The sequence below is a fragment of the Burkholderia perseverans genome (assembly GCF_022870505.1).
GTDB lineage: Bacteria > Pseudomonadota > Gammaproteobacteria > Burkholderiales > Burkholderiaceae > Burkholderia > Burkholderia plantarii.
The window spans coordinates 1544180-1567846 of the sequence record NZ_CP045093.1; the positions used below are offsets into that span (position 1 = coordinate 1544180).

General features: G+C 70.6%; 18 protein-coding genes. 4 read left to right on the top strand and 14 right to left on the bottom strand.

The features are described from left to right. Nucleotides 1–244 precede the first annotated feature (244 nt). Nucleotides 245–1411, top strand: a complete 1167-nt coding sequence (locus BpN12_RS06420; RefSeq protein WP_246794447.1) for a serine hydrolase domain-containing protein — start codon at nt 245–247, stop codon at nt 1409–1411. 175 nt (nt 1412–1586) lie between these two features. Here BpN12_RS06420 and BpN12_RS06425 read toward each other — a convergent pair whose 3' ends face one another. The 7 genes from BpN12_RS06425 to pcaH form a co-directional block, all read right to left on the bottom strand. Next, complete coding sequence (locus BpN12_RS06425; protein ID WP_246794448.1) at nt 1587–2948, bottom strand: sensor histidine kinase; 1362 nt, start codon at nt 2946–2948, stop codon at nt 1587–1589. Nucleotides 2949–3050: 102 nt separating this feature from the next. Continuing rightward, nucleotides 3051–3866, bottom strand: a complete 816-nt coding sequence (locus BpN12_RS06430) for a response regulator transcription factor (RefSeq protein WP_246794449.1) — start codon at nt 3864–3866, stop codon at nt 3051–3053. Nucleotides 3867–3960: 94 nt separating this feature from the next. After that, nucleotides 3961–4776, bottom strand: coding sequence for a MipA/OmpV family protein (locus BpN12_RS06435; RefSeq protein ID WP_246794450.1), 816 nt, complete (start codon nt 4774–4776; stop codon nt 3961–3963). A 292-nt stretch (nt 4777–5068) separates the two neighbouring features. After that, complete coding sequence (locus BpN12_RS06440) at nt 5069–6517, bottom strand: sensor histidine kinase (RefSeq protein WP_246794451.1); 1449 nt, start codon at nt 6515–6517, stop codon at nt 5069–5071. Continuing rightward, a complete protein-coding gene (locus BpN12_RS06445) occupies nt 6514–7230 on the bottom strand; it encodes a response regulator transcription factor (protein WP_246794452.1) in 717 nt (238 codons plus the stop codon). Before BpN12_RS06445 ends, BpN12_RS06440 begins: the two co-directional genes overlap by 4 nt. Before the next feature lie 408 nt (nt 7231–7638). Then, a complete protein-coding gene (gene pcaG, locus BpN12_RS06450) occupies nt 7639–8229 on the bottom strand; it encodes a protocatechuate 3,4-dioxygenase subunit alpha (protein ID WP_246794453.1) in 591 nt (196 codons plus the stop codon). Between the two features lie 2 nt (nt 8230–8231). Then, entirely contained in the window at nt 8232–8936 is a 705-nt protein-coding gene (pcaH, locus tag BpN12_RS06455) for a protocatechuate 3,4-dioxygenase subunit beta (RefSeq protein WP_246794454.1), read from the bottom strand. 102 nt (nt 8937–9038) lie between these two features. Here pcaH and pcaQ point away from each other — a divergent pair, with 102 nt between their 5' ends. Both pcaQ and BpN12_RS06465 read left to right on the top strand, forming a co-directional pair. Then, nucleotides 9039–10028: a pca operon transcription factor PcaQ gene (gene pcaQ, locus BpN12_RS06460; protein ID WP_246794455.1), complete on the top strand. Its 990-nt coding sequence runs from the start codon at nt 9039–9041 to the stop codon at nt 10026–10028. A gap of 109 nt (nt 10029–10137) precedes the next feature. Next, nucleotides 10138–11607 carry a GGDEF domain-containing protein gene (locus BpN12_RS06465; RefSeq protein ID WP_246794456.1) on the top strand — a complete coding sequence of 490 codons (1470 nt, stop codon included), beginning with the start codon at nt 10138–10140 and terminating at the stop codon, nt 11605–11607. 66 nt (nt 11608–11673) lie between these two features. Here the strand turns inward: BpN12_RS06465 and BpN12_RS06470 are convergent, their stop codons facing one another. The 6 genes from BpN12_RS06470 to BpN12_RS06495 form a co-directional block, all read right to left on the bottom strand. Then, on the bottom strand, nt 11674–13110 hold the full coding sequence (locus BpN12_RS06470) for a heavy metal sensor histidine kinase (protein ID WP_246794457.1): 1437 nt from the start codon (nt 13108–13110) through the stop codon (nt 11674–11676). A gap of 8 nt (nt 13111–13118) precedes the next feature. Further along, nucleotides 13119–13814 carry a heavy metal response regulator transcription factor gene (locus tag BpN12_RS06475; protein ID WP_198253708.1) on the bottom strand — a complete coding sequence of 232 codons (696 nt, stop codon included), beginning with the start codon at nt 13812–13814 and terminating at the stop codon, nt 13119–13121. Next, nucleotides 13811–15349: an efflux transporter outer membrane subunit gene (locus BpN12_RS06480; RefSeq protein ID WP_246794642.1), complete on the bottom strand. Its 1539-nt coding sequence runs from the start codon at nt 15347–15349 to the stop codon at nt 13811–13813. The genes BpN12_RS06475 and BpN12_RS06480 overlap by 4 nt, the downstream gene beginning before the upstream one ends. A gap of 227 nt (nt 15350–15576) precedes the next feature. After that, nucleotides 15577–16977, bottom strand: coding sequence for an efflux RND transporter periplasmic adaptor subunit (locus tag BpN12_RS06485; protein WP_246794458.1), 1401 nt, complete (start codon nt 16975–16977; stop codon nt 15577–15579). 30 nt (nt 16978–17007) lie between these two features. Further along, entirely contained in the window at nt 17008–20202 is a 3195-nt protein-coding gene (locus tag BpN12_RS06490) for an efflux RND transporter permease subunit (RefSeq protein ID WP_246794459.1), read from the bottom strand. 138 nt (nt 20203–20340) lie between these two features. Continuing rightward, a complete protein-coding gene (locus BpN12_RS06495; protein ID WP_246794643.1) occupies nt 20341–21147 on the bottom strand; it encodes a Crp/Fnr family transcriptional regulator in 807 nt (268 codons plus the stop codon). A 128-nt stretch (nt 21148–21275) separates the two neighbouring features. Here BpN12_RS06495 and BpN12_RS06500 point away from each other — a divergent pair, with 128 nt between their 5' ends. Continuing rightward, a complete protein-coding gene (locus BpN12_RS06500; protein ID WP_246794460.1) occupies nt 21276–22958 on the top strand; it encodes an acyl-CoA synthetase in 1683 nt (560 codons plus the stop codon). 224 nt (nt 22959–23182) lie between these two features. On the opposite strand, the gene BpN12_RS06505 is transcribed toward BpN12_RS06500, so the two are convergent. Beyond that, nucleotides 23183–23662 carry a 2,4'-dihydroxyacetophenone dioxygenase family protein gene (locus BpN12_RS06505; RefSeq protein WP_425306294.1) on the bottom strand — a complete coding sequence of 160 codons (480 nt, stop codon included), beginning with the start codon at nt 23660–23662 and terminating at the stop codon, nt 23183–23185. Nucleotides 23663–23667: the final 5 nt, after the last annotated feature.

Sequence of the window (23667 nt, forward strand, 5' to 3'; positions counted from 1 at the left end):
GCTGGAGCGGTGAGGGCGGCACAAGCGTGGGAGGCCGACGCGGCGACGGACAGCGCCGACAGCCGAGACTGTAGCGGCGACGGTGCCGGAAACGCAAGCGACGCGAGGCGGGCGGCATCGGGCTTCGTCAGCCCGAGCGGCTTGGCGGTCGTCGCCCCGCGTCCGAAACGAGATATCAAAAACAGATCGTGGTTGGCACGCGCCTGTTTAGAATCGAGTCTTTTCCCGTTCCGAGACCGTTGCCATGACGCAGACCCCGCCCGCCTCGATCGATCCCGTCGCCCTGTCGGGCCGCCTCGACGCCGTGTTCGGACGGGCGCTGAGCGAGCGGCGCGTGGTGGGCGCGGTGGGCGTCGTCGCGCAGCACGGCAAGCTGCTGTACCGGCGCGCGCATGGCCTGGCCGACCGCGAGGCGCGGCGGCTGATGCGCGAGGACACGCTGTTCCGGCTCGCCTCGGTGACCAAGCCGATCGTCGCGCTCGCGGCGCTGCGGCTCGTGGCGAGCGGGGCGCTGGCGCTCGACGCGCCCGTCACGCGCTGGCTGCCCGGGTTCCGGCCGACGCTGGCGAACGGCGAGGCGCCGGAACTGACGATCCATCACCTGCTCACGCATACGGCCGGCCTCGGCTACTGGCTGCTCGACGGGCCGGGCTCGCTTTACGACCGGCTCGGCATTTCCGACGGGCTCGACCTGCGCGATTTCGATCTCTACGAGAACCTGCAGCGGCTGGCCGCGGCGCCGCTCGCGTTCGCGCCGGGCGCGGGCTGGCAGTATTCGCTCGCGCTCGACGTGCTCGGCGCGGTGATCGAGCGCGCCACCGGCACGACGCTGGCGCAGGCGGTGGCGACGCTGGTGGGCGAGCCGCTCGGCCTGCGCGACAGCGGGTTCGTGTCGAACCAGCCCGAGCGCTTCGCGACGCCTTATTACTACGGCAGCCCGGAGCCGGTGCGGATGACGGACGGCGTGGACGTGCCGCTGCCCGACGGGCACGGCGCGGCGGTGCGCTTCGCGCCCTCGCGCGTGTTCGAGCGCGACGCGTATCCGTCGGGCGGCGCGGGGATGTACGGCTGCGCCGACGACGTGCTGCGAGTGCTGGAGGCGATTCGCGACGGCGGGCGTTTCCTGCCCGAGGCGCTGGCCGCGGCGGCCCGGCGCGATCAGGTAGGCGCCGCGGCCGAGACGCGCGGGCCGGGCTGGGGCTTCGGGTACGTCGGCGCGGTGCTGAGCGAGCCGGCGCTGGCGCAGACGCCGATGGCGGCCGGGGCGCTGGCCTGGGGCGGCGTGTACGGGCATGCGTGGTTCGTCGATCCGGCGTGGGGGTTGAGCGTGCTGCTGCTGACGAATACCGCGTATGAAGGGATGTCCGGGGCGTTGAAGGTCGAGTTTGGCGAGGCGGTTTATGCGGGGTGAGCGGCCGGCCGGGTGAGATCTTCGCGCGGCGTGCGGTTGGCGGCGAACCGGGCGGGCCGTTCAGGGCTGGGTCCGCGCCGGTTTGTGGTACGTGCGATGTCGAGACGGATGCCGCGCGCTCACGCTAAACGGATAGACGACATGTGACGAGGTGGGTGGCCTCGGGAATCCATCCCTACCCGTACACCCCGACACTGAACCTCGTCCCCACAAGGCTGCACCGCACCGCGATCTCCCAGCCGTGAGCGGCCGCGATTTCACCGCAGATCGCCAGCCCCAGCCCCGACCCATGCCCGGCCGAATTCGGCGCGCGCCAGAAAGGGCGGAACAGGTTCGGGATGTCGGCGGCGGGCACTCCGGCGCCGCTGTCACAGACGTGCAGCCCGTCGGCGTCGAGCCGAAGCAGCACGATGCCGCGTTTCGGCGAGGCATCGATCGCGTTCTCGACGATATTCTTGAGCAGGATGAAAAGGGCGCCCCGGTCGGCCACGACCGTCGGCTGGCTCTCGCACTCCACGATATGCAGCCGCACCGCTTTCTCGTCGGCCCGTTGCGCGAGGTAATCGACGGCATCTTTCATCACGTCGAGCGCGTCGATCTCCTCGAACTGGAAATTATGCGCCTCGCCGGCTTCGGCCAGATGCAGCAACTGGCGAACGTGTCGCGCGATCAGATCGATCTCGCCGAGCAGGTCGGCCCTGCCGCCGATATCGGCCTGCAGCTCGATGTGGCCGCGCAGCAGCGTCAGCGGCGTCTGGAGTTCGTGCGCCGCGCAGGCAAGAAACTGCTGTTGCGATTCGAAGCCGTCCTCGAGGCGCGCGAGCGCGGCATTGAACGCGCCGATGAGCGGCCGGATCTCGCCCGGCACGTTGCGCAGCGGAAGGCGGGCCTCGAGGTGCTTCGGCGTGATCCCGGCCGCCGCTCGCGACACGTCGCGCAGCGGGCGCAGCACGTGCCGGATCGTCAGCGGCAGCGTAAGCCCGAACACCGGTGCCGAGATCAGGACGATGATTTCGACGATCCGGGGAACGGGCTGGATTCGCAGGCTTGCCAGCGCATCGATGAACTGCAGGCTGGCCGCCGTCTGCACGAAGTACGGGACGCCGCCGTGCATGACCTTCACGGTCGCGACGGCAAAGGGCCGGCCCGCGACGGTCGAATGTCCGGTGCTGGCGTCGGCGAGGCCGCTTGCCGGCAGCGGCCACGCGCCCGGCGGTTGCGCCGGCATCGAACTCAGCAGCACGCCGCCGCGCGAATCGAGGACGCGATAGCGGAATTCGCCCGGCGCCACCCCGAACAGCCAGCCATGCTGCCGCGTCAGCGAGACCGCGCGGGGCATGCCGGCCTCGTCGAAGCGCAGGCCGTTCGCCACGTCGTAGGCGGTGTCGAGGCGCTCGTTCCGCGTGATGATGTGCTCGGGATTGGCGTCGTAGGCCCGGACGACCATTTCCGCCAGGCCCCCCAGGCTCAGCGCGAGCACCGCGACGTTGATCAGCCAGAGCCTCGCGGCGAGACTGTTCTTCCAGACCGCCCTCATGGCCCGCCCGTCGCGGATTGCGGTGCAAGGCTCATGAAGCCGGCCGGGGCGGCGGTCTGGTCGTGGTCGAACCTCGTCGGCCCGCCGCGAACGGGCGGCCGATCATCGTGCTCTCGCATCGTCATACCCGCGGCCCACGGAGAATCCCCGCTTCGACTGGCTCGCCTCGGCGCGCACGCCCCGGGCAGCGGCCGGCTTGACGCGCCAGACGTCGGACTCGTGGAAGTCGGGCAGGAAGACATAGCCGCGCCCCCAACGGGTGCCGATCAGTTCCGGGCCGTGCCAGTGCTGCTTGAGCCGCTTGCGAAAGCGCGACACCATGACGTTGATGGTCCCGGGTTCGCGCAGGACGTGCGGCGACAGGCGTTCCGCCAGCGCGGCCCGCGTCACCACCCGGCCCGGCGAACGCGACAGGACGTTCAGCAATGCGAATTCGCCCTGATTCAGCGGCACGCGTTTGCCGTCGAGCGTCAGCACGCGCGCGGCGAAGTTCAGCACGAAGCGGTCGAACGCGAAGTTCGGCCGCCCGCATGGGTCGATCGGCATCGGTCCGGAGGTCCGCGCCATCACGCGTCGCACTCTGGCCAGCAACTCCCGCGGGTTGACGGGCTTGAAGACGAAGTCGTCCGCTCCGGCCCGCAGTCCGGCCACGCACTCGTCCACGTCCAGGCTCCCGCCCAGCATGATCACGGGCACGGTGATGCCGGCCTCGCGCAGTGCGCCGAGCGCCGCGAGGCCGGGCGCTGGATCGGTGTCGTTCGCGAGGACCACGAGATCGGGAGGGAGGTCGGCCACTTCCCGGACCAGGCAGGCCGGCGAATCGACCGCGCGGACTTCGAAGTCGACCGCGCTCAGGCAGGCTCGCATGGCTGTTTGCCATGCCTGGTCGGCATCGACGATCAGGATGGAGTGCTTCACGTCGTACCTTCCTTGTCAGGTTGCGGCCGGGCCGGGAAGGCCAGCGCCAAGGTCGAGGCAGGCAGCGAGGCGCGGGCCTCGCGCGGCCGTGCCATCACTTGAACTGGTAGAGGTAGCCGACGCTGGCTTCGGGCACGTAGCGCCTGCCGACGATCGGGCTGTTGGTCACGTTGCTGCCGAGGTGGGCCACGCCGACGTCGAACAGGATGCGCTGGTGTTCGGTAAGCCGATAGTTGACCCGCGAGCCCACCGTGAAGGCCCAGCTCGCGCCGCTCGTGTAGGCCGGGCGCCCGATGCGCGCCTCGGACGGCATGACGCCGTAGTAATAGTTGTCGTATTTGCTGCTGTACCACTGCGCGCCGATGTGAGGCTCGATCGAGAACCGGCCCGCCTCGAACGAGCGTCCGAATTCGAGCTTCGCCTGTTCGCCCTTGTTGCCGCCCAGCAGGAAGTCGCCGGACAGGGTGCCGAACGCGGTCTTCCAGGCCAGCGCCGGGCCGTACCAGAGCGCGCCGTTGCGATTCTGCATGCCGTTCAGGGCCGGCGCGTCGGACTCCTTGTAGCCGTCGAACAGCCCGAAGCGGGCGCGCAGCGCGACGCTGACGTGATGCCATTCGCCCGCCTTCAGGTCGAGGGTGGTGCCGAGCACATGCACCCACTTGTCGTCGAAATACAGCAGCGGAATCGGCGAAACCTTGGAGCCGTCGCCGCGATACGGCGAGGATTCGATGCCCACGCCGGCGCCGAGCCCCCAATGCGTGACGTTCGTGGCGTTGTTGAGGATGGTGAGTCCGGCATTGCCGTCGTCTTCATCGGCCGGGGCGGACTGCGCCGAGGCCGACTGGGTGGCGAGCGCGAAGCAGATCGCGCCGAATTGAAGACTGATCGAACGAAGGGAAAGGGCGGTCACGGTGTCGTATCCATGGTGTCGAGTGGCAACACCGTGACTGTAAAAAGAGTCCACTTACCCGCTACTTACCGGTCGGGCGATCGGGGTCGATCGCGAACCGGCCGCGCGACGCCGGGCGCGAAGCACGCGACGGCCACTGGAAACTCGCAGGCCCGGCAGCGTCGAGGCCGGCGGCCGGCCCGCCACCGACGTGCGCCGGCGAGCCTTGCGAGGTCGGGCGTGCTGCGAGGCATGGCGGCGGCCGCGTTGGTGACCGCGCCCGCCGCGCCGCCGCCGCGCTCGGCCCCGGCGTTCATGCCGGGGCCGGTTCGGTCTCGCGCCGTTCGGTCCGCGCTTCGGCGGCGAAGCGGACGGAAAAGCAGCTGCCCGTCGGCGAGCTGCGGACCGAGATGGCCCAGCCATGCACCTGGGCAATCTCCTGGCAGATCGCGAGGCCGAGGCCGGCGCCTTCGTAGCCGGCGCCCGGCGCGCGCCAGTAGCGTTCGAACAGCCTCGGCAGGTGGGCGTCATCGATGCCCGGGCCTTCGTCGATCACGTGCAGGCCGTCCGCCGTGCAGCGGATCAGCACGACCGAGGCGTCGGGCGAGACGTTGACGGCGTTTTCCACCAGATTCTTCAGCAGGATGAACAGCGCGCTGCGATCGGCCAGGGTGTGCCGCGGCGCGTCCACGTCGTCGATGCCGATCGCGACCTGCCTGGCGTCGGCCTTGCGCGCCAGATAGGCCTTCACGTCGTGGACCACGTCGCCGATCCGGATCGGCGCGAAGCTGAAGTTCTGGGTTTCGCGCACTTCGGCCAGATGCAGCAGTTGCCGGACCTGGCGCGCCATGCCGTCGATCTCGCGGATCAGCAGCGCCTGATCCGCGATCTCCGGCTGCAGCTCGATCTGGCCGCGCAGCAGCGTCAGCGGCGTCTGCAATTCGTGGGCGGCCGACGCGAGAAAGTGCTGCTGGGCGTTGAAGCCGGCCTCGAGGCGGGCCAGCGCGTCGTTGAAGGCGTCGATCAGCGGCCGGATCTCGCCCGGCACCGCGGCCACCGGCAGCCGTGCCTGCAGGTTGTGCGGCGTGATGTTCGAGGCGGCCGCCGACACGTCGCGCAACGGCCGCAGCACGTAGCGGATCGTCAACGGCAGCGTCAGGCCGAACACGAGGGTCGCGATCACCACGATCACCGCGACCACGCGCGGGATCGGCCGCATCTTGAGGCTCGACAGCGCCACCAGGAACTGCACGCTGGTGGCCGTCTGCACGAAACAGGTCCTGGCGCCGCACGGCACCCGCAGCGTCGCGACGATGAACGGCCGTCCCTCGATGTCGGTGCGCCGGTAGCCGTCCGGTACCGTATCGAGCGGTGCCGGCTGCCAGCCGCCGTCGAACGCGTGCGTGCCCGAGGCCGCCACGATCGCGCCGTTCGCGTCGAACACGCGATAGTGCAGCTCGGTCGGCGCGATCTGGTATAGCCAGGTCTCGCGCTCGGACAGGTGGACCGCCACGGGCGTGCCGCCGGCATCGAAGCGCAGGCCCCGCACGACGTCGTTGGCCGACTCCATCCGCTCGATATGCCCGAGGGCGCGCTCGGGGTTGCTGTCATAGATCCACAGCACCAGGCTCGCCAGACAGGCCAGGCTCAAGGCCAGCCCCAGCACGTTGGTCAGCCACAGCCGCCCGGACAGGGTCTGCAGCCAGGGGCCGCGTACCGGGCAGCCGGACTGCCCGCCGGTCGGATCGGCCGGCGCTTTCATGGTGTGTCCTCCGCGGTCGCGCCGGGCGTGCCGTCGGCCTGGCCGACGCGCAGCACGAAGCCGGCGCCCCGGACGTTTTCCAGTTTCACCGGCGCCTGCATGGCCTGCAGCTTCTTGCGCAGCCGGTGCAGCGTCACGTCCAGCGCGTTCGGCGTCACGCTTTCGCCGAATCCCCAGGCCGCGTGTTCGAGCACGCCGTGCCGCACGGTACGGCCGCCGGCCCGCATCAGGCTCAGCAGGATCTGCAGCTCGGCCGACGCGAGCCGGGTGACGCGCGCGTCGCAACGCATGGTCTGCTGTTGCGGATCGACCTCGAGCCCGCCCAGCGACAGCGTCAGGTCGGTGAGCACGGCGGAGCGACGCATCAGCGAGCGGACCCGGGCAACCAGCTCGCTCATCGCGAACGGCTTGGTGAGATAGTCGTCGGCACCGCTTTCGAGCCCCTCCACGCGATCGTGCAGGGCGTCGCGCGCGGTAAGCATCAGGCACGGCGTCATCACGCCGGCGCGGCGCAGGTCGCGAACCAGCGTCAGGCCGTCGGCATCGGGCAGGCCGCGATCGACGACCACGACCGCATATTCCTCGCGTGCCACCGCGTAGGCGGCGGCGGACACGCTGCCGAACAGGTCGGCCTCGATGCCCGCCGCCGACAGGGCCTGGCGGACCATCGCGGCCAGCCGCTCATGATCCTCGACGACGGCTACTCTCGACATGATCGCGGTGTCATAGGTGGATGGGTGGGTAATGGGCTGGTGCAGCGGGCTGGCGCAGGAGTCATGGGCGGGGCATCCGGGAGACGGCGCCGATCGGCGGCGCGCGCGAAGCCGTCCCGGGCGACGGTGCGAGTGTCGATTCGTCTGATCATCGCGCGGCAGCCGGAAGCGACGGGACCGAAAGCATCGCGATTCTAAGGTGCCGAGACTTACCGTTCACTTACCAAAGGGCGGCGCATGCCTTGCATGGTCGGAACGGCGAAAACCAGCGGTAGTCGATCGCGAGCGGGAGCGACGGAAAAGCGGACGGTACAGCGGACAAAAAAATGGACGAAAAAAACGGCCGGAAATCCTTCCGGCCGTTTTCGTGACGGCGATCGAAGCGGCCGATCCGGCCTCAGGGATCTCTCACAGATCGAAAAACACCGTCTCCCGATCGCCCTGCATGCGGATGTCGAAGCGATAGACGACGAGGCCGTTCCCGCATGCCTCGCGCCGCGCGATCAAGGTCTCGCGCCGCGCCGCCGGCACGCTTTCCAGCACCGCGTCGGCCGCGTTCGCCTGCGCCTCGTCCTCGAAGTAGAGCCGCGTGAACGCGTGCGTGAGCACGCCGCGCATCATCACCGTCACGTCCACATGCGGCGCGCCGGCGTCGGTCGCGGCCGGCTTCACGGTGCGCACCACGAAGCAGTGCTGCGGGTCCGTGCCGGTGCCCACGCGGGCGAACCCGGTGAAGCCGCTCTCGGCGATCTCCGCGCGCGAACCGGGAAACCGGCCCGCCGCGTCCACCTGCGTGAACTCGAGCATCGCGTCGAGGATCGGCTGTCCGTCGCCGTCGAACACCTGCCCGACCAGCAGGATCTGCTCGCCCGGCGTATGCGGCGCGGCGATCTCCGGCGAGAACAGGCTCTTCATGTCGAAGTTGTACTGCTGCGGGCACAGCCCGTAGGCGAAGTACGGGCCGACGGTCTGCGAAGGGGTCTGTTTCAGGGTCGTCATGATCAGCGCTCCATCGGGGTGGCGTCGCGGCCGCGCAGCACGATATCGAATTCGTAGCCGAGCGCGTAGCTTTCCTCGGTCACGTCGAGCGAGAAGCGCGACACCAGCCGCTCGCGCGCGGCCTCGGGCGTGCCCTGGAAGATCGGATCGTGTTGCAGCAGCGGGTCGCCGGGGAAATACATCTGCGTGACGAGGCGCGAGCCGAAGTCGTCGCCGAACAGCGAGAAATGGATGTGATTCGGGCGCCACGCGTTGGTGTGGTTGCCCCACGGATAGGCGCCGGGCTTGATGGTCAGGAAGCGGTAGCGGCCCTCGCCGTCGGTCAGGCAGCGCCCGGCGCCGAGGAAGTTCGGGTCGAGCGGCGCGTCGTGCTGGTCCGCCTTGTGGACGTAGCGCCCGGCGGCGTTCGCCTGCCAGACCTCCACCAGCGTGTTGCGCACCGGCCTGCCGCCTTCGTCGAGCACGCGGCCGGTCACGATGATGCGCTCGCCGAGCGGCTCGCCGTTCTTCACGGCGTTGCGGGTCAGGTCGTGGTCGAGCGCGCCCAGATCGTCGCTGCCGTACACGGGCACGCGCTGGTTGCGCAGCCGTTCCTTCAGCGGCACGAGCGGCTGGGTCGGGCCGCGCTTGACCGACGAGCGGTATTCGGGGTGAACGTAGGCGGGATGCGAGGGCCAGTCGCGCGGGCTGAGGATGGAATCGTCCATCGCGGTGTCTCCTGTTTCGTATTGGAGGGAATGGCAAGACTTTAGCCAATCCGGAAAGTTATGCAAAATGACGTTTCTTCTCATCTCGTATAACCGCTCGTTATGTCCAACCGAATCGCCGACGGCCGCGTCAAGTTCCGGCACCTGCAGTGTTTCCTCGCGGTGGCGCAGCTGGGCGGCGTGCAGAAGGCGGCCGAAAGCCTGTCGATCACGCAGCCGGCGGTGTCGAAGACGATCGCGGAACTCGAATCGATCCTCGGCGTGAAGCTGTTCGAGCGCGGCCGGCAGGGCGCGCAGCCCACCCGCGAGGGGCAGCTGTTCCTGCCGCACGCGAGCGCGAGCGTGCTGGCGCTGCGCCAGGGCGTGGGGCTGCTGGCCGGCGAGAGCAGCGGCGCGGCGGCCACGCTGGAACTCGGCATGCTGCCGACGGTGGCGGCCTCGCTCGCGCCGGCGGTGCTCAAGGCGCTCACGGCGCGGCTGCCGCGCGTGATCGTGCGGATCGCGACCGACGCCAACGCGCGGCTGCTCGAACGGCTCAAGTCGGGCGAGATCGAGTGCGCGATCGGCCGGCTCTCGGAGCCGGAGCGCATGGTGGGGCTGTCGTTCGAGCAACTCTACAACGAGCCGCTCGTCGCGCTGGTGCGCGCGGGCCATCCGCTCGCGACGCATGCCGCGCCGGCCGGCGAGCTGGGCCGCTTCCCGGTGGTGCTGCCGCCTTACGGCACGCTGATCCGCCAGTCGGCCGAGCAGCTGCTGGCGGCCTGCGGGGCGCCGCCGCTCGAGGCGTTCGTGGAGGTACTGTCGGTATCGGTCGGCCGCGCGCTGGCGCTCGAGAACGACGCGGTGTGGTTCGTGCCGCGCTACGCGGCCGAGTACGATCTGGCCGCGCGCACGCTGGTGCGGCTCGCGCTGCCGGCCGAGGGCGCCGACGAACTGGTGGGGCTGGTCCTGCGCACCGACGCGCGGCCGTCGCCGGCCGCGCAGGCGTTGATCGACGCGGTGCGCAACGTCGCGCGCGATCGTTTCGCGAGTTTCGCGCCGCGCCGCCCGGCGGCGCGTAAACGGCGTGGTTCCGCGGCGCCGCATCGGTGATAATGGCCGCTCGGCACACTTCACGGAACCGGCCCGCGGCACGGTCCGCATGACAACGATGAACGAGAGTACTGCCGGGTGGCGCGGATGGAGAGATCCGTCGCCCCGGATGCCGTTGGGTTATCTCGTGATCGCCGCGGGTGTGGCGATCGCGCTGGTGATGATGACGATCTGCGCGGCGATCCTGCGGGACAGCCGCGTGGATGCGTTCGAGCGCGCGCAGGACAGCGCGCGCAACACGCTGCTGATGATCGAGCGCGACGTGGCGCGCAGCCTGCACATCGACGATCTCGCGCTGCAGGGCGTGGCCGCCGGCCTGCGCGATCCGGCGCTGGCGGCGCTGCCGGCGGCGCTGCGCCGCCGCCTGCTGTTCGACCGCGCGGCGGTGGCCAACGACATCGGCGGAATCTACGTGCTCGACGCCGACGGCCGCCTGATGGTGTCCTCCACCGACCTCGACACTGGCGACGAACGCTTCGACGACCGCGATTTCTTCGCGGCGCAGCGCGACGACCCCGACACCGGCCTGTTCGTCAGCAGCCCCTACACGTCGGTGCTGCACGGCGACGATCCGAGCATCGCGCTGTCGCGCCGGCTCAACGGCCCGGACGGGCGGTTCGCCGGGGTGGTGGTGCTGTCGGTGCGGCTCGAGTATTTCCGCCGGCTGTTCGCGGGGCTCGCGCTCGGCGCGCACGGCACGATCGCGCTGATCCACGCCAACGGACGGCTGATCATGCGCGCGCCGAGCGACGCCACGCTGATCGGGCGCGACCTGCGCGGCACCGGCCCCTACACGCGGATGCTGGCGGGCGGCAGCGGCTCGTTCGTCGACGTCGCCTCGATCGACGGCGTGCGCCGCAGCTACCTGTTCCAGCGCCTGCCGCGGCTGCCGGTGATCGTCCAGGTGGCGGTGGCCGAGCAGGACGTCTACGCCGAATGGCGGCGGCGCGCCTGGCGCTTCGGGATTCTCACGGGCGCGTTCGGCATCGCGTTCGTGGTGCTGAGCGCCTGCCTCGCGCATTCGCTGTGGCGCCAGTCGGAGGCCGAGGCCGCGCTGGCGCGGCTGGCCGGCACCGACAGCCTGACCGGCCTGCCGAACCGCCGCTCGCTGGACGCCTCGCTCGAACGCGAATGGCGCCGCGCGGTGCGGGCGCGGCGGCCGCTCGCGATCCTGTTCGTCGATATCGACCACTTCAAGCGCTACAACGACGAATACGGCCACACGGTCGGCGACGAGGTGCTGGCCAGCGTGTCGGCCAGCATCGCGCGGCAGGCGCTGGGCTCGCACGACGTGGTGGCGCGCTACGGCGGCGAGGAGTTCGTGGTGGTGCTGCCCGAGACCGACAGCGCCGGCGCGCGCGCCATTGGCGAGCGGATTCGCGACGCGGTGCGCGAGCTGGCGATCGCCCATGCCGGCTCGGAGTCGGGTTACGTGACGGTCAGCGTCGGCGTGGCGACCTGGCGGCCCGATGCGGGCTTCGCCTCGGACGTGGCGGTGGTGGTCGACGCGGCCGACCAGGCGCTCTATCGCGCGAAGGAGAGCGGGCGCGACCGCGTGTTCGAGGCCGAACTGGCCTGAGCGCGCAGCGGTTTTTCGATATCGCCTTCGTTCTCGTCGGCGGCCGGGACGCGCAACCCGTGCGGCTCAAGACGGCCGCAGCGCCGCGTGGTGCGGCATACCCGTGGCAGCCGCGCGCGTATCGGCCGGCGGCGCGGTCGGCTGGGCCGCCACCGAGAAGCCGAACGTGTTCCAGCCGTCCTCGCTGGCCACGAACACCGAGCCGCCATGCATCTCGGCCACCGCCTTGACGATCGACAGGCCGAGCCCGTGGTTCTCGTTGCTGTTGCTGCGCGCTTCCTCGCGGCGGTAGAAGCGCTCGAACATCTGCGCGCGCACGGCGGGATCGAGCGGCGCGCCGGGGTTCGACACGGCGATCTCGACCTGCTCGCCGGCCGCGCGGATCTTCACGCGCAGGGTGCCGCCGGGCCGCGAGTGCTGGATCGCGTTGATCAGGAGATTGGTCATGGCGCGGCCGAACAGCGAGGTGTCGACGCTCGCGCGCGCGTCGCCGGCCAGCTCGGCGCGCAGCTGCGCGTCGTCGAGCGAGATCTCCAGGAAGTCGAGCATGCGCGACACCTCCACGGCCAGCGACACGTCGCAGAGGTTGGTGGCGCGCTCGCCGCGGTCGCTGCGCGACAGGAACAGCATGTCGTTGACGATCACGCGCAGCCGCTCGAATTCCTCCAGGTTCGACTGCAGCGTGCGCTGCATGCGCTCGACGCTGCGGTCGCGCGAGGTCAGCGCCACCTGGGTCTGCCCGATCAGGATGCTGACCGGCGTGCGCAGCTCGTGCGCGACGTCGGCGTTGAACGATTCGAGCCGGTCGTAGGCGTGCTCGATCCGTTCCAGCGCGCCGTTGAACGAGCTGGCCAGATCGTGCAGCTCGCTCGGCAGCGCGTCGGTCCGCAGGCGCTGCTTGCGGTTCGCGGGGCTCAGCGCGGCGGCCTCCTTCGACAGCCGCACCAGCGGTTCGAGCCCGAAGCGCGTGACGGCGCGGCTCAGCAGCAGCGCGATCACGGTGGCCGCGCCGATCAGCCCGGCCAGCGTCAGCGCGATGAAGCGCAGCATCTTCTGGGTGCGCTCGCAGGTGGTGGCGACCACCAGCGTCAGCTCGGGTCGCACGCCGTTCGGCGGGAGCACGGTGGTGCGGGTCATCACGTCGTAGCCGCTGCCGACACAGTGGATCAGCCGGAACGCGCCCACCGGCATGCCCTCGGTCTCGCCCTTCACCGGCGTGCCGAGCCGGAACGCCGGGTCGGGGCTCGTCACGATGTAGCGCGTCGAGCCGTCGAGCGGCTGCAGGTCGTTGAGCTTCTCCTGCGTGATGTGCCAGCGCGCGGCGGTGGTGGCGTGCGAGACGATCAGCTCGGCCACCTTGGCGCGTGTTTCCAGCGTGGCGCGCAGTTCGGCGAACAGCTGCCGCTCCATCATCGCGAACAGGCCGATGCCGACCAGCGAGAACACCAGCAGCGAGGTGATGCCGAACATCAGGGACAGCCGCAGCGAAATCGAGCGCTTCATCGCGGACCTCAACGGCGCAGGTCGGCTTCCGGCTCGTCGCGCACCTCGAGCACGTAGCCCATCCCGCGGATGGTATGCAGCAGTTTGTCGGAGAACGGCCCGTCCAGCTTGGCGCGCAGCCGCTTGATGGCGGTTTCCACCACGTTCGCGTTGCTGTCGAAATTGACGTCCCACACCAGTTCGGTGATGGTGGTCTTCGACAGCACCTCGCCGCGCCGGCGCGCGAGCACGCCGAGCAGCTGGAATTCCTGGGCGGTCAGGTCGAGCCGGATGCCGTTGCGCGTGGCGCGGCGGCTGATCAGGTCCACCCGCAGGTCGCCGATCGAGATCAGCGTCGATTCCTGCACGCGCGCGCGGCGCGTCAGCGCGCGCAGCCGCTCGATCAGTTCCAGGAACGAGAACGGCTTGGTCAGATAGTCGTCGGCACCGCCGCGCAGGCCGCGCACGCGGTCGTCCACGCGGTCGCGCGCGGTCAGCATGATCACCGGCGTGTCCTTTTGGGCGCGCAGCGCGCGCAGCACGCCGAAGCCGTCGATCTTCGGCAGCATCACGTCGAGCACGACCACGTCGTAGTCGTATTCGACCGCCTTCCAGGCGCCGTCCTCGCCGTCGGTCGCGGTGTCGACCACCCAGCCTTCCTCGGCCAGGCCGCTCTTCAGGTAATCGACCACTTTCGGTTCGTCTTCGACTATCAGTACTTTCATTCGCGAGTTCCGGTTGCGATGCCGGCGGCCGGCCGGGCCGCGGAGTCGGCCGCCAGGCGGGGCGCGGGCGCGGCGGCGGGCGCGAGCGCCGCGCCGCCCTGGGCGTCGCCGTTCGTGCCATTGGCCGCGACGGGCGCGGCGCCCGACCAGCCGCCGCCGAGTGCTTTTGCGAGATATACCACCAGTGCGGCCCGTTGGCCACGGATCTGCACTTCCTGGCGCTCGCTGGTGAGCAGCTGCTGTTGCGCGCTGATCACGTCGATGTAGGCGGTCAGGCCGCCGCCGTAGCGGTCCTGGGCCAGCGAGACGAGCTGGCGCGCATCGTCCACGGCCGCGCGCGCGCGCCGTTCGGCCTCGTCGAGCGCCGACAGGCCGGTCACGGCGTTCTGCACTTCCTGGAACGCGGTCAGCACGGTCTGGCGGTAGTTGGCGCGCGCCGCGTCGTAGCCGGCCTGCGCGACCTCGACGCCGGCCTTGAGGCGGCCGTCCTCGAACAGCGGCTGGGACACCGAGGCGCCCACCGACCATACCAGCGCCGGCACCGTAAACAGGCTCGCGAAGCGCGTGGCCTCCCAGCCGATGTCGGGCGACAGCGTGATGCGCGGGAAATAGGCGGCGCGCGCGATGCCGATCTGCGCGTTGGCGGCGGCCATCGCGCGCTCGGCCGAGGCCACGTCGGGGCGCCGCTGCAGCAGCTCGCTCGGCACGCCGGTCGGCAGCCGCGGGGCGCTGAGCGGCTGCACGCGCGGCGCGATCGAGAACGACGGCGCGGGCGTGCCCACCAGCGTCGCGATCGCGTGTTCGTATTGCTGGCGCGTATTGAGGAGCAGCTGCGCCTGGGTCTTCGTCGCGTCGAGCTGCGAGCGCTGCTGCAGCAGGTTCAGGCCCGACACGGCGCCCAGCTCGTGCTGCGCGGTGACGAAATCGAGCGCTTTCTGCTGCAGCGCGACCGAGCGGTTCAGCACGTCGATCTCGGCGTCGGTCTCGCGCAGCGCCAGGTAGGCGGTGGCCAGATCGGCGGTCAGCACCAGCCGCGCGTTGACGAGATCGTCGCCGGACTGCTCGGTGCTGGCGCGCGCGGCCTCCACGGTGCGGCGGATCCGGCCGAACAGGTCCAGCTCGTAGCTGGCGTTGGCGCCGATCTGCGTGTCGTTCTGCACCGTCGACATGTTGCGCTGGGCGTAGTTCGTCAGCGGCCGGTCCGCCGAGATCCGCTCGCGCGCCGCGCTGGCGCCGAGCCCGATCGACGGCAGCAGCGAGGCCGAGGTCGAGGCCAGCGTGGCCTGCGCCTGCGCATAGTGCGCGGCGGCCACGGCGAGCGTCTGGTTCGCGCCCAGCGCGCGCGTCTCCAGCGCGTCGAGCAGCGGATCGTTGAACGCCTGCCACCAGTCCGGCGCGAGCGGCGCGTGCGAGGGCGTGCCGCGCTGCCAGTCGGCGTCGCCGGGCGGCGGCTGCCAGGCGGCGGGCGTGTCGCTCACGCCCGGGCGGTGGTAGTCGGGGCCGACCGCGCAGCCGGCCAGCGCGAACGCGGCCAGCGCGAGCGCGGCGGGTCGCGCGAGCGGGGCGCGCCGCGGGCGTGGTGCTTGGGAACAAGCGGGCGTATGAGAGGCGGCCGGGTTCGAGGTGCCGCGAACGGCGAGCGTCGTCGCGCCGCTCGCCTGACCGGCGTCGGCGGCCTGAGCGGCACGGGCCGCGCAGGCGGACGAACCGGCAACGGCCGCGGTCGCCCGTCCGGCGCGCCGTGCCGGGAAACGGATCCGGATCACGATCCGGCCCCCGGGCCGGCCTTGGTGGCCGAGGCGGCGTCCGGCGCGGCGGACGAGGTGGCCGAAGCCGCCCGAGCCGACGCCGCAGCTGAAGAAGCTGCCGAAGCCGAAGAAGCCGAAGAAGCCGAAGAAGCCGAAGAAGCCGAAGAAGCCGAAGAAGCCGAAGAAGCCGAAGAAGCCGAAGCCCCACCCGCCGGCGCCGCCGCCTTGACGATCACCGCGTCGCCGTTGGCGAGCGAATCGCTCGGGTTCAGCACGAGCCGGTCGCCGGCCTCGACGCCTTCGTCGATCTCGAGCGTCTTGCCGAGCGTGCGCGCGATCCGCACCGGGTGCAGCGTGATCCTGCCGTCGGCGCCGACCACCGCCACCGTCGGCCCCTCGGCGCGGAACAGCAGCGTGTTGGCCGGGATCGACAGCGTGCCGACCGCCGCCATCGGCAGCGTGGCCTTCACGTAGGCGCCCGGCAGCAGCCGGCCGTCGCCGTTGGGCAGCGTGATCTCGATCTGCAGCGTGCGGGTGGCCACGTCGATCGCCTGCGCCGTATGCGTGATGGTGCCGTCGAAGGTGCGCCCCGGCAGCTCCGACTGCGTGACGGCCACGTGCTGGCCGAGTCTGACCTGCTGCGCGTAGGTCTGCGGCACGCGCACGTACAGGCGCAGCCGGTCGGCCTGGGTCACCACGAACAGCGCGCGGCCGGCGCCGCCGTTGCCGGCGTTGACGAGGTCGCCGATGTCGAGGTTGCGCTGGGTGACCACGCCGTCCACCGGCGCGACGATCTTCTGGAAGCCCTTCAGCTCGGTCAGGCGGCGCACGTTCGCGTCGGCCGCCGAGAGGTTCGCCACGGCCTGGTGGTAGGCGCCCTGGCGGTCGTCGAGTTCCTGCTGCGAGACGGCGTCGCGCTGGCGCAGCTGCTGGGCGCGATCGAACGAGGTCCTGGCCAGCGCCAGCGTCGACTGCACCTGCTGGCGCTGCGCCACCGCCTGCGCGAATTCCTGGTCCACCTCGGGCGTGTCGAGTTCGGCCAGCACCTGGCCGGCCTTCACGCGCGTGCCGATGTCCACGTCCCAGCGGCTCACGTAGCCGCTCGCGCGCGCGTAGATCGGCGCTTCCACGTAGCCGCGCAGCGTGCCCGGCAGCGCGAGCCGCGTGTCGCCGGTGGCGCGGCTCGGCCGCACCACGCTCACGTACTGGCGCGCGTTCTGCTGCGCGAGCTGTTCCAGCTGGTGGTCGTTCAGGTGGTCGGCCACCAGCGTGCGCACCGCCAGCGCGGCCAGCAGCACGCCCACCACGATCAGCGCGAGCTTCGCGCGGCGCCGGACCTGCGCGCGGGCCGGCAGATCGAGGCCCGACGATTCGTCGACGTGGAGCCCGACGGAGCTGTGACGTTTCTCTTCCATGAGTTCAACCGGTCTATACGAATCCAGGGGTCAGGACGCTTCGGCGCGATGCTCGCGCCGCTTCGCCAGCCGATGATGCACGCCCGCGAACACGAGCGGCACGAAAAACAGCGTCGAGACGGTGGCGAACAGCAGGCCGCCGATCACCGCGCGGCCGAGCGGGGCGTTCTGCTCGGCGCCCTCGCCGAAGCCGAGCGCCATCGGGATCATGCCGATGATCATCGCCAGCGCGGTCATCATGACCGGGCGAATCCGCGTGGCGCCGGCCTCCAGCGCGGCCGACAGCGCCGGCACGCCGGCATCGAGCCGCTGCCGCGCGAACGCCACCACCAGAATGCTGTTGGCGGTGGCCACGCCCACCGTCATGATCGCGCCGGTCAGCGCCGGCACGCTCAGGTGGGTGCCGGTCACGAACAGCATCCAGGCGATCCCGGCCAGCGCGGCCGGCATCGCGCTGATGATGATCAGCGGGTCGATCCACGACTGGAAGTTCACCACGATCAGCAGGTACACCAGCACGATCGCCATCGCCACGCCGGCGCCGAGCCCGAAGTAGGAGCTGCGCATGGTCTCCACCTGGCCGCGCAGCGTGACCGAGGTGCCGCGCGGCAGCGTCGCGCGCGCCTTGGCGACGATCGCGTCGATGTCGGAGGCCACGCCGCCGAGGTCGCGGCCGTCCACGCTGACGTAGAGGTCGGTGACGAGCCGGATGTTGTAGTGCGTGACCACCGCCGGATCGACGTCGCGGCGTATCTCGGCGAGGTTCGAGAGCAGCTGGTACGGCGTGCCGGGGCTGCCGGACGCGGCCACCGGCGTGGAGAGCAGGTCGCCGACCGAATGGATCTGGTATTGCGGGGTCTGGATCGTCAGCGGGTACTGCACGCCGGTGCGCGGGTTGACCCAGAACGTGGGGCTGGTCTGCGAGGTGCCCGCCAGCGAAATCAGCATGTTCTGCGCGACGTTCTGCGCCGACAGGTTCAGCTCCTGCATCCGCGTGCGGTCCATGTAGGCGGTCAGCAGCGGCTCGTCGTTGCGCTGCAGGATGTGCGCGTCCACCGCGCCGGGCACGGTGCGCACCGCCTTGAGCAGCTGGCTCGCGATCCGCATGTTCGAGGCCGCGTCGTTGCCCTGCACCTGCACGTCGATCGCCGCCGGCTGGCCGAAGTTCAGGATCTGCGTGACGATGTCCGAGGGCTGGAAGAAGAACTCCACGCCCGGGAAGCGCTCGGGCAGGATCCGGCGCAGCGCCGCCACGTAGCGGTGCGCGCTCGGGTGGCCGTCCTTCAGCGCGATCATGATCTCGCCGTCGAGCGTGCCGATCGTGCCGGCGTTGCTGTAGGACAGGTTGATGCCGCTGGAGGGCAGGCCGAGGTTGTCGACGATGGTGTCGAGCTGGTCGCGCGGCACCACTTCGCGGATCACCTTTTCCACCTCGTCGGCGAGCCGCGCGGTTTCCTCGATGCGGATGCCGGTCTGGGCGCGCATGTGCAGCCGGATGTTGCCGGAATCGACGCTCGGGAAGAAGTCACGGCCGAGCGCGAACACCAGGCCGGTGGACAGCAGGCAGAAGCCGAGGAACGCGATCGCGGCCACCCGGCGCCGCACGATCAGCATGCCGAGCAGCACGATGTAGCCGGCCCGCAGCCGCTCGAAGCCGCGGTCGAAGCCGTGATGGATGCGCGCGAAGCGCGACGGGCGGCGCGCCGGCGCGGCGTCGTGGCCCGCGGCGTGCGCGCCGGCCGGCGACTTGACGCGGAACAGCAGCATCGCGAGCGTCGGCACCAGCGTGCGCGAGAGCACGTAGGAGGCCAGCATCGCGAACACCACCGCCTCGGCGAGCGGCACGAACAGGAAGCGCGCCACGCCGGTGAGGAAGAACATCGGCACGAACACGATGCAGATGCAGAGCGTGGAGACCAGCGCCGGCACCGCGATCTCGCCCGCGCCATCGAGGATCGACTCGCGCAGCCCGGTGCCCAGGTGCAGGTGGCGCTCGATGTTCTCGATCGTCACGGTGGCGTCGTCCACCAGGATCCCGACCGCCAGCGCGAGGCCGCCCAGCGTCATGATGTTGATGGTCTGGCCGAGCGCGGCCAGCGCCAGGATCGAGGTGAAGATCGACAGCGGGATCGACACCGCGATGATCAGCGTGCTGCGCCAGTTGCCGAGGAACAGCAGGATCATCATCGCGGTCAGCAGCGCCGCGATCAGCGCCTCGCGGATCACGCCCTGCACGGCCGCCTTCACGAACACCGACTGGTCGAACAGCGCGCTGATCTTCAGGTCGGCCGGCAGCGTCGCCTCCACCGAGGGCAGCAGCGCCTCGAGCGCGCCCACCACCTGCAGCGTCGAGGCGTCGCCGTTCTTCATGATCGACATCAGCACGCCGCGCTGGCCGTCGCGGCGCACCACGTTGGTCTGCGGCGTGAAGCCGTCGCGCACGTGGGCCACGTCCGACAGGTAGATGGTGGCGCCGTTCTGGGTGCGGATCGGCAGGCGGTTCAGCTCGGCCACCGTGTCGGGCGAGGCGTTGGTGCCGACCCGGTATTCGGTGGGGCCGATCTTCGCGGTGCCGGTGGGCAGGATCAGGTTCTGCACGCCCACCGCGTTGACCACGTCGGACGGCGTGAGGCCCTTGGCCATCAGCGCCTGCATGTCCAGGTCGACCGAGATCACGCGCGTGCGCCCGCCGTAGGGCGCCGGGATCTGCACGCCGCGCACCGTGACCAGCTGCGGGCGCAGGAAGTTCTGCGCGATGTCGGCCAGCGACTCTTCCGGCAGCGACTGGCTCGACAGCCCGAGCTGCAGCACCGGGATGCTCGACGCCGAATAGCTGATGATCAGCGGCGGGGTGGCGCCGGGCGGCATCTGCCGCACGATCGACTGGGCCGACGAGACCGTCTGTGCGATCGCAGTTTGCGTATTCGCGCCCGGCTGCAGGAACACCTTGACGATCGCGATGCCGGGCAGCGTCTGCGATTCGAGGTGCTCGATGTTGCCGACGGTGGTGGTCAGCGTGCGTTCATGGACCGAGGTGATGCGGTCGGCCATGTCGCGCGCCGAGAATCCGCTGTAGGTCCAGATCACGCTGATCACGGGGATGTCGATCGACGGCAGCACGTCGGTCGGAGTCCTGACCAGCGCGAGCGGCGTCGCGAGCAGGATCATGATGGCCATCACGATGAACGTGTACGGGCGGCGCAGCGCTAGATTGACGATCCACATGGAGGCAGGGGGCGGGCGGCTCGGGAGGCGGGGCGAGAGGTCGGGTCTGGATGATAGTGAATCACGCGGGGCGCATTCCTGACACCAAAATGGCTGAATTGTCAGGAAGCGGTCGGCGCGATGTGGCAGGGCATGGCATCAGATCTGGTCGGTGCCGATCGTGCGCAGCCGCGCCAGGTCGGTCACGGCGATCTCGTTGTAGGCGATCCGCAGCAATCCTTCGCGTTCCAGCTGCCGCAGCGAGGGGTTGATCCGCTGCCGCGACACGCCCACCAGCATCGCGAGTTCCTCCTGCGAGATCGGCAGCGTGGCGCCGGTGTCGGGATAGAGGTCGGGGTTCATCAGCTGCGCGAGCGCCTGCGCGACGCGCGCGTCCACGTCGAGCAGCCGCGCGTTCTGGATCGAGGCGATGAACTCGCCCATCCGGTTGTTGAGCTGGCGGATCACGAAGCCCGTGAACGGCAGGCTGGTGTCGAGCAGCGCATGGAACGTGTCCGACGGCACGAACAGCATCAGCGAGCGGCGGATCGCGATCACGTCGTACTTGCGCAGCTCGCGCTTGATCACGCTGCCCTCGCCGAACCAGCCGCCCGAGGGCACGCCCGAAAGCGTGCAGCCGCGCCCCTGCGCGTTGTGGATCGCGAGCTTGACGAGCCCGTCGTGGACGCCGATCCAGTCGCCGGACGGCGCGTGGCGGCGCGCCACCGCCTCGCCCGCCTCGCGCCACTCGGCCCGCGCGTCGGCCAGCACGCGCGCCTGATGCTCGGGCGCGAGCGCGCGGAACCAGCCGCAGCGCCCGAACAGCACGGCGAGCGCGGGCAGCGCCGGCACGGCGGGCGGCGCGGTGCCGGCGGGAGGAGTCGCGAGGGCGGCGTCGGTCATGGGGCAGGGTTTGCGAGCAGAGGGATAACGCGGGTTCGAATCGGGCGAGTCTGTCGTTTCGATGACAGACGGCCCACAATGCCGGCGGTAGCCTATCGCAATTCGAACGACATCGAAATCGCGAATAACGAGCGGGCGCGGCCGGCACGAGCGGCCCCGCCCGACGCCAACGAGCAACACGGAGACACGACATGACGCAGCTGTTCGAGACCGGGCTGGGCCGGCGCGAGGCGAACCACGTAGCGCTCACCCCGATCGATTTCATCGCGCGCGCGGCCGAGGTGTACGGCAGCCGGCTCGCGGTGGTGCATGGCGCGCAGCGCTACACCTGGAGCGAGGCCTACGCGCGCGCGCGGCGGCTGGCCGGCGCGCTGGCCGGCGCCGGCATCGGCCGCGGCGATACGGTGGCCGCCGTGCTGCCCAACATCCCGGCGATGATCGACGCGCACTTCGGCGTGCCGATGGCGGGCGCCGTGCTCAACGCCATCAACACGCGGCTCGACGTGGCCTCGATCCTGTTCATGCTGCGCCACGGCGAGGCGAAGCTGCTGATCGTCGATACCGAATACGCCGAACTCGCGCGGCGCGTGGCGCAGGAGCTGCCGGCGGTGCGCATCGTCTGCGTGGCCGACGCGCTGCCGGCCGACCCCGCCAGCTTCGGCGGCGCGACCGACTACGAGGCGTTCCTCGCCGGCGGCGACCCCGACTACGCCTGGGCGCCGCCCGCCGACGAGTGGGACGCGATCGCGCTCAACTACACCTCCGGCACCACCGGCGAGCCGAAGGGCGTGGTCTACCACCATCGCGGCGCCTATCTCGCGGCGCTCTCGAACCTGCTCGAATGGGACGTGCCCAAGCATGCCGTCTACCTCTGGACGCTGCCGATGTTCCACTGCAACGGCTGGTGCTTCCCGTGGGCAGTGGCGGCGCGCGCCGGCGTGAACGTCTGCCTGCGCAGGTTCGATCCGCGCACCGTGTTCGAGCTGATCCGCCGCGAGCGCATCACGCACTACAGCGGCGCGCCGATCGTCCACGGCGCGCTGGCCGACGCGCCGGCCGAATGGCGCGCCGGCATCGAGCACGTGGTCCACGCGCAGGTGGCGGGCGCCGCGCCCGCGCCGGCCGTGATCGCGAAGATGAAGGCGATCGGCTTCGAGCTGCTGCACGTCTATGGCCTGACCGAGATCTACGGGCCGGCCACCGTCTGCGCCGAGCAGCAGCACTGGGCCACGCTGCCCGACGAGGAGGTGGCGCGGATGAAGGCGCGGCAGGGCGTGCGCTACCACCTGCAGGCCGGCGCCACCGTGCTCGATCCCGACACCATGCAGAGCGTGCCCGCCGACGGCGAGACGCTCGGCGAGATCATGTTTCGCGGCAACCTCTGCATGAAGGGTTACCTGAAGAATCCGAAGGCGACCGACGAGGCGTTCGCGGGCGGCTGGTTCCATACCGGCGATCTCGGCGTGCTGACGCCGGACGGCTACATCCGCATCAAGGATCGCCGCAAGGACATCATCATCTCCGGCGGCGAGAACATCTCGAGCATCGAGGTGGAGGATGCGTTGTACCGGCATCCTGCGGTGGCCGTGGCCGCGGTGGTGGCGCTGCCGGACCCGAAGTGGGGCGAGGTGCCGTGCGCGTTCGTCGAGCTGCGCGAGGGCATGCAGGCGAGCGAGGCCGAGATCCTCGCGCACTGCCGCACGCTGCTGGCCGGCTACAAGATGCCGAAGGCGGTCCGCTTCGGCGAGCTGCCGAAGACGTCCACCGGCAAGATCCAGAAGTTCCAGCTGCGCACGCAGGTGCGGGCGGAGTGGGACGCGGGCGAGGTCGGGCAGGTGGGAGATGCGACGTTGGCGGCGGGGCGCGGTGGTTGAGCGGGGGTGCCGTCGGTTCGGCCGAGGCAAGCCGGATGAGGCGGGGCGATTCGCTTCGGCGCGACGAGGTGCCGGCTTCGCATCCGTGGTCCGGTGCGATTCGGATGGCCCGATTCGCTTGCGGAGCGACGGACGTATCCACGCGGCGGCGCGTGGCCCGATCCACACGGATACCGTCCGGCGTGACGCGGTGCGCCGGACGAAAGCCGGCCGCCTTCCCTGGCTCAGCGCGTGACGAACGGCGTGCCGGCGGCCGGCGCGCCGCGCGCGGCCCGGCGCTGCCGCAGCAGCGCCACGCGACAGTTCTCGCGCGCGACGTCGCGGCCGTCGTCGTCGAGCAGCACGAGGTCGCCGCGCATCACGTTCAGGGTGATCACCTGGCCGCTCGGCGAGGCCAGCGTCTCGGGCGTGTGGACCGAGCCGGCCGGCTCCAGCACCGTGCTGCCGGCGCGCGCGATCCAGTCGTATTCGCGATAGCGCCACTCGCCTTCCAGCGTATAGACGAACACCGTGCCCTCGTGCCGGTGCCTCGGCAGCGCCATGCCCACCGGCATCCGCAGCAGCACGGTCAGCTCGTCGCGCGCGGCGTCGATATGCAGATACTGGATCGCGAGTCCCGGCAGCGCGTCGGCCATCGGCAGCCAGGGCAGATCGTCGCGTTGCAGGCAATGGATCGGCGGCAGCGCGGAATCGGCTGGAATCATGACGG

What these genes read in the sequence shown, in the direction of transcription:
- BpN12_RS06420 (WP_246794447.1), top strand. Translation starts at nt 245, where the DNA reads ATGACGCAGACCCCGCCCGCCTCGATCGATCCCGTCGCCCTGTCGGGC.
- BpN12_RS06425 (WP_246794448.1), bottom strand. Translation starts at nt 2,948, where the DNA reads ATGAGGGCGGTCTGGAAGAACAGTCTCGCCGCGAGGCTCTGGCTGATC.
- BpN12_RS06440 (WP_246794451.1), bottom strand. Translation starts at nt 6,517, where the DNA reads ATGAAAGCGCCGGCCGATCCGACCGGCGGGCAGTCCGGCTGCCCGGTA.
- BpN12_RS06445 (WP_246794452.1), bottom strand. Translation starts at nt 7,230, where the DNA reads ATGTCGAGAGTAGCCGTCGTCGAGGATCATGAGCGGCTGGCCGCGATG.
- pcaG (WP_246794453.1), bottom strand. Translation starts at nt 8,229, where the DNA reads ATGACGACCCTGAAACAGACCCCTTCGCAGACCGTCGGCCCGTACTTC.
- pcaH (WP_246794454.1), bottom strand. Translation starts at nt 8,936, where the DNA reads ATGGACGATTCCATCCTCAGCCCGCGCGACTGGCCCTCGCATCCCGCC.
- pcaQ (WP_246794455.1), top strand. Translation starts at nt 9,039, where the DNA reads ATGTCCAACCGAATCGCCGACGGCCGCGTCAAGTTCCGGCACCTGCAG.
- BpN12_RS06465 (WP_246794456.1), top strand. Translation starts at nt 10,138, where the DNA reads ATGCCGTTGGGTTATCTCGTGATCGCCGCGGGTGTGGCGATCGCGCTG.
- BpN12_RS06470 (WP_246794457.1), bottom strand. Translation starts at nt 13,110, where the DNA reads ATGAAGCGCTCGATTTCGCTGCGGCTGTCCCTGATGTTCGGCATCACC.
- BpN12_RS06475 (WP_198253708.1), bottom strand. Translation starts at nt 13,814, where the DNA reads ATGAAAGTACTGATAGTCGAAGACGAACCGAAAGTGGTCGATTACCTG.
- BpN12_RS06485 (WP_246794458.1), bottom strand. Translation starts at nt 16,977, where the DNA reads ATGGAAGAGAAACGTCACAGCTCCGTCGGGCTCCACGTCGACGAATCG.
- BpN12_RS06490 (WP_246794459.1), bottom strand. Translation starts at nt 20,202, where the DNA reads ATGTGGATCGTCAATCTAGCGCTGCGCCGCCCGTACACGTTCATCGTG.
- BpN12_RS06500 (WP_246794460.1), top strand. Translation starts at nt 21,276, where the DNA reads ATGACGCAGCTGTTCGAGACCGGGCTGGGCCGGCGCGAGGCGAACCAC.
- BpN12_RS06505 (WP_425306294.1), bottom strand. Translation starts at nt 23,662, where the DNA reads ATGATTCCAGCCGATTCCGCGCTGCCGCCGATCCATTGCCTGCAACGC.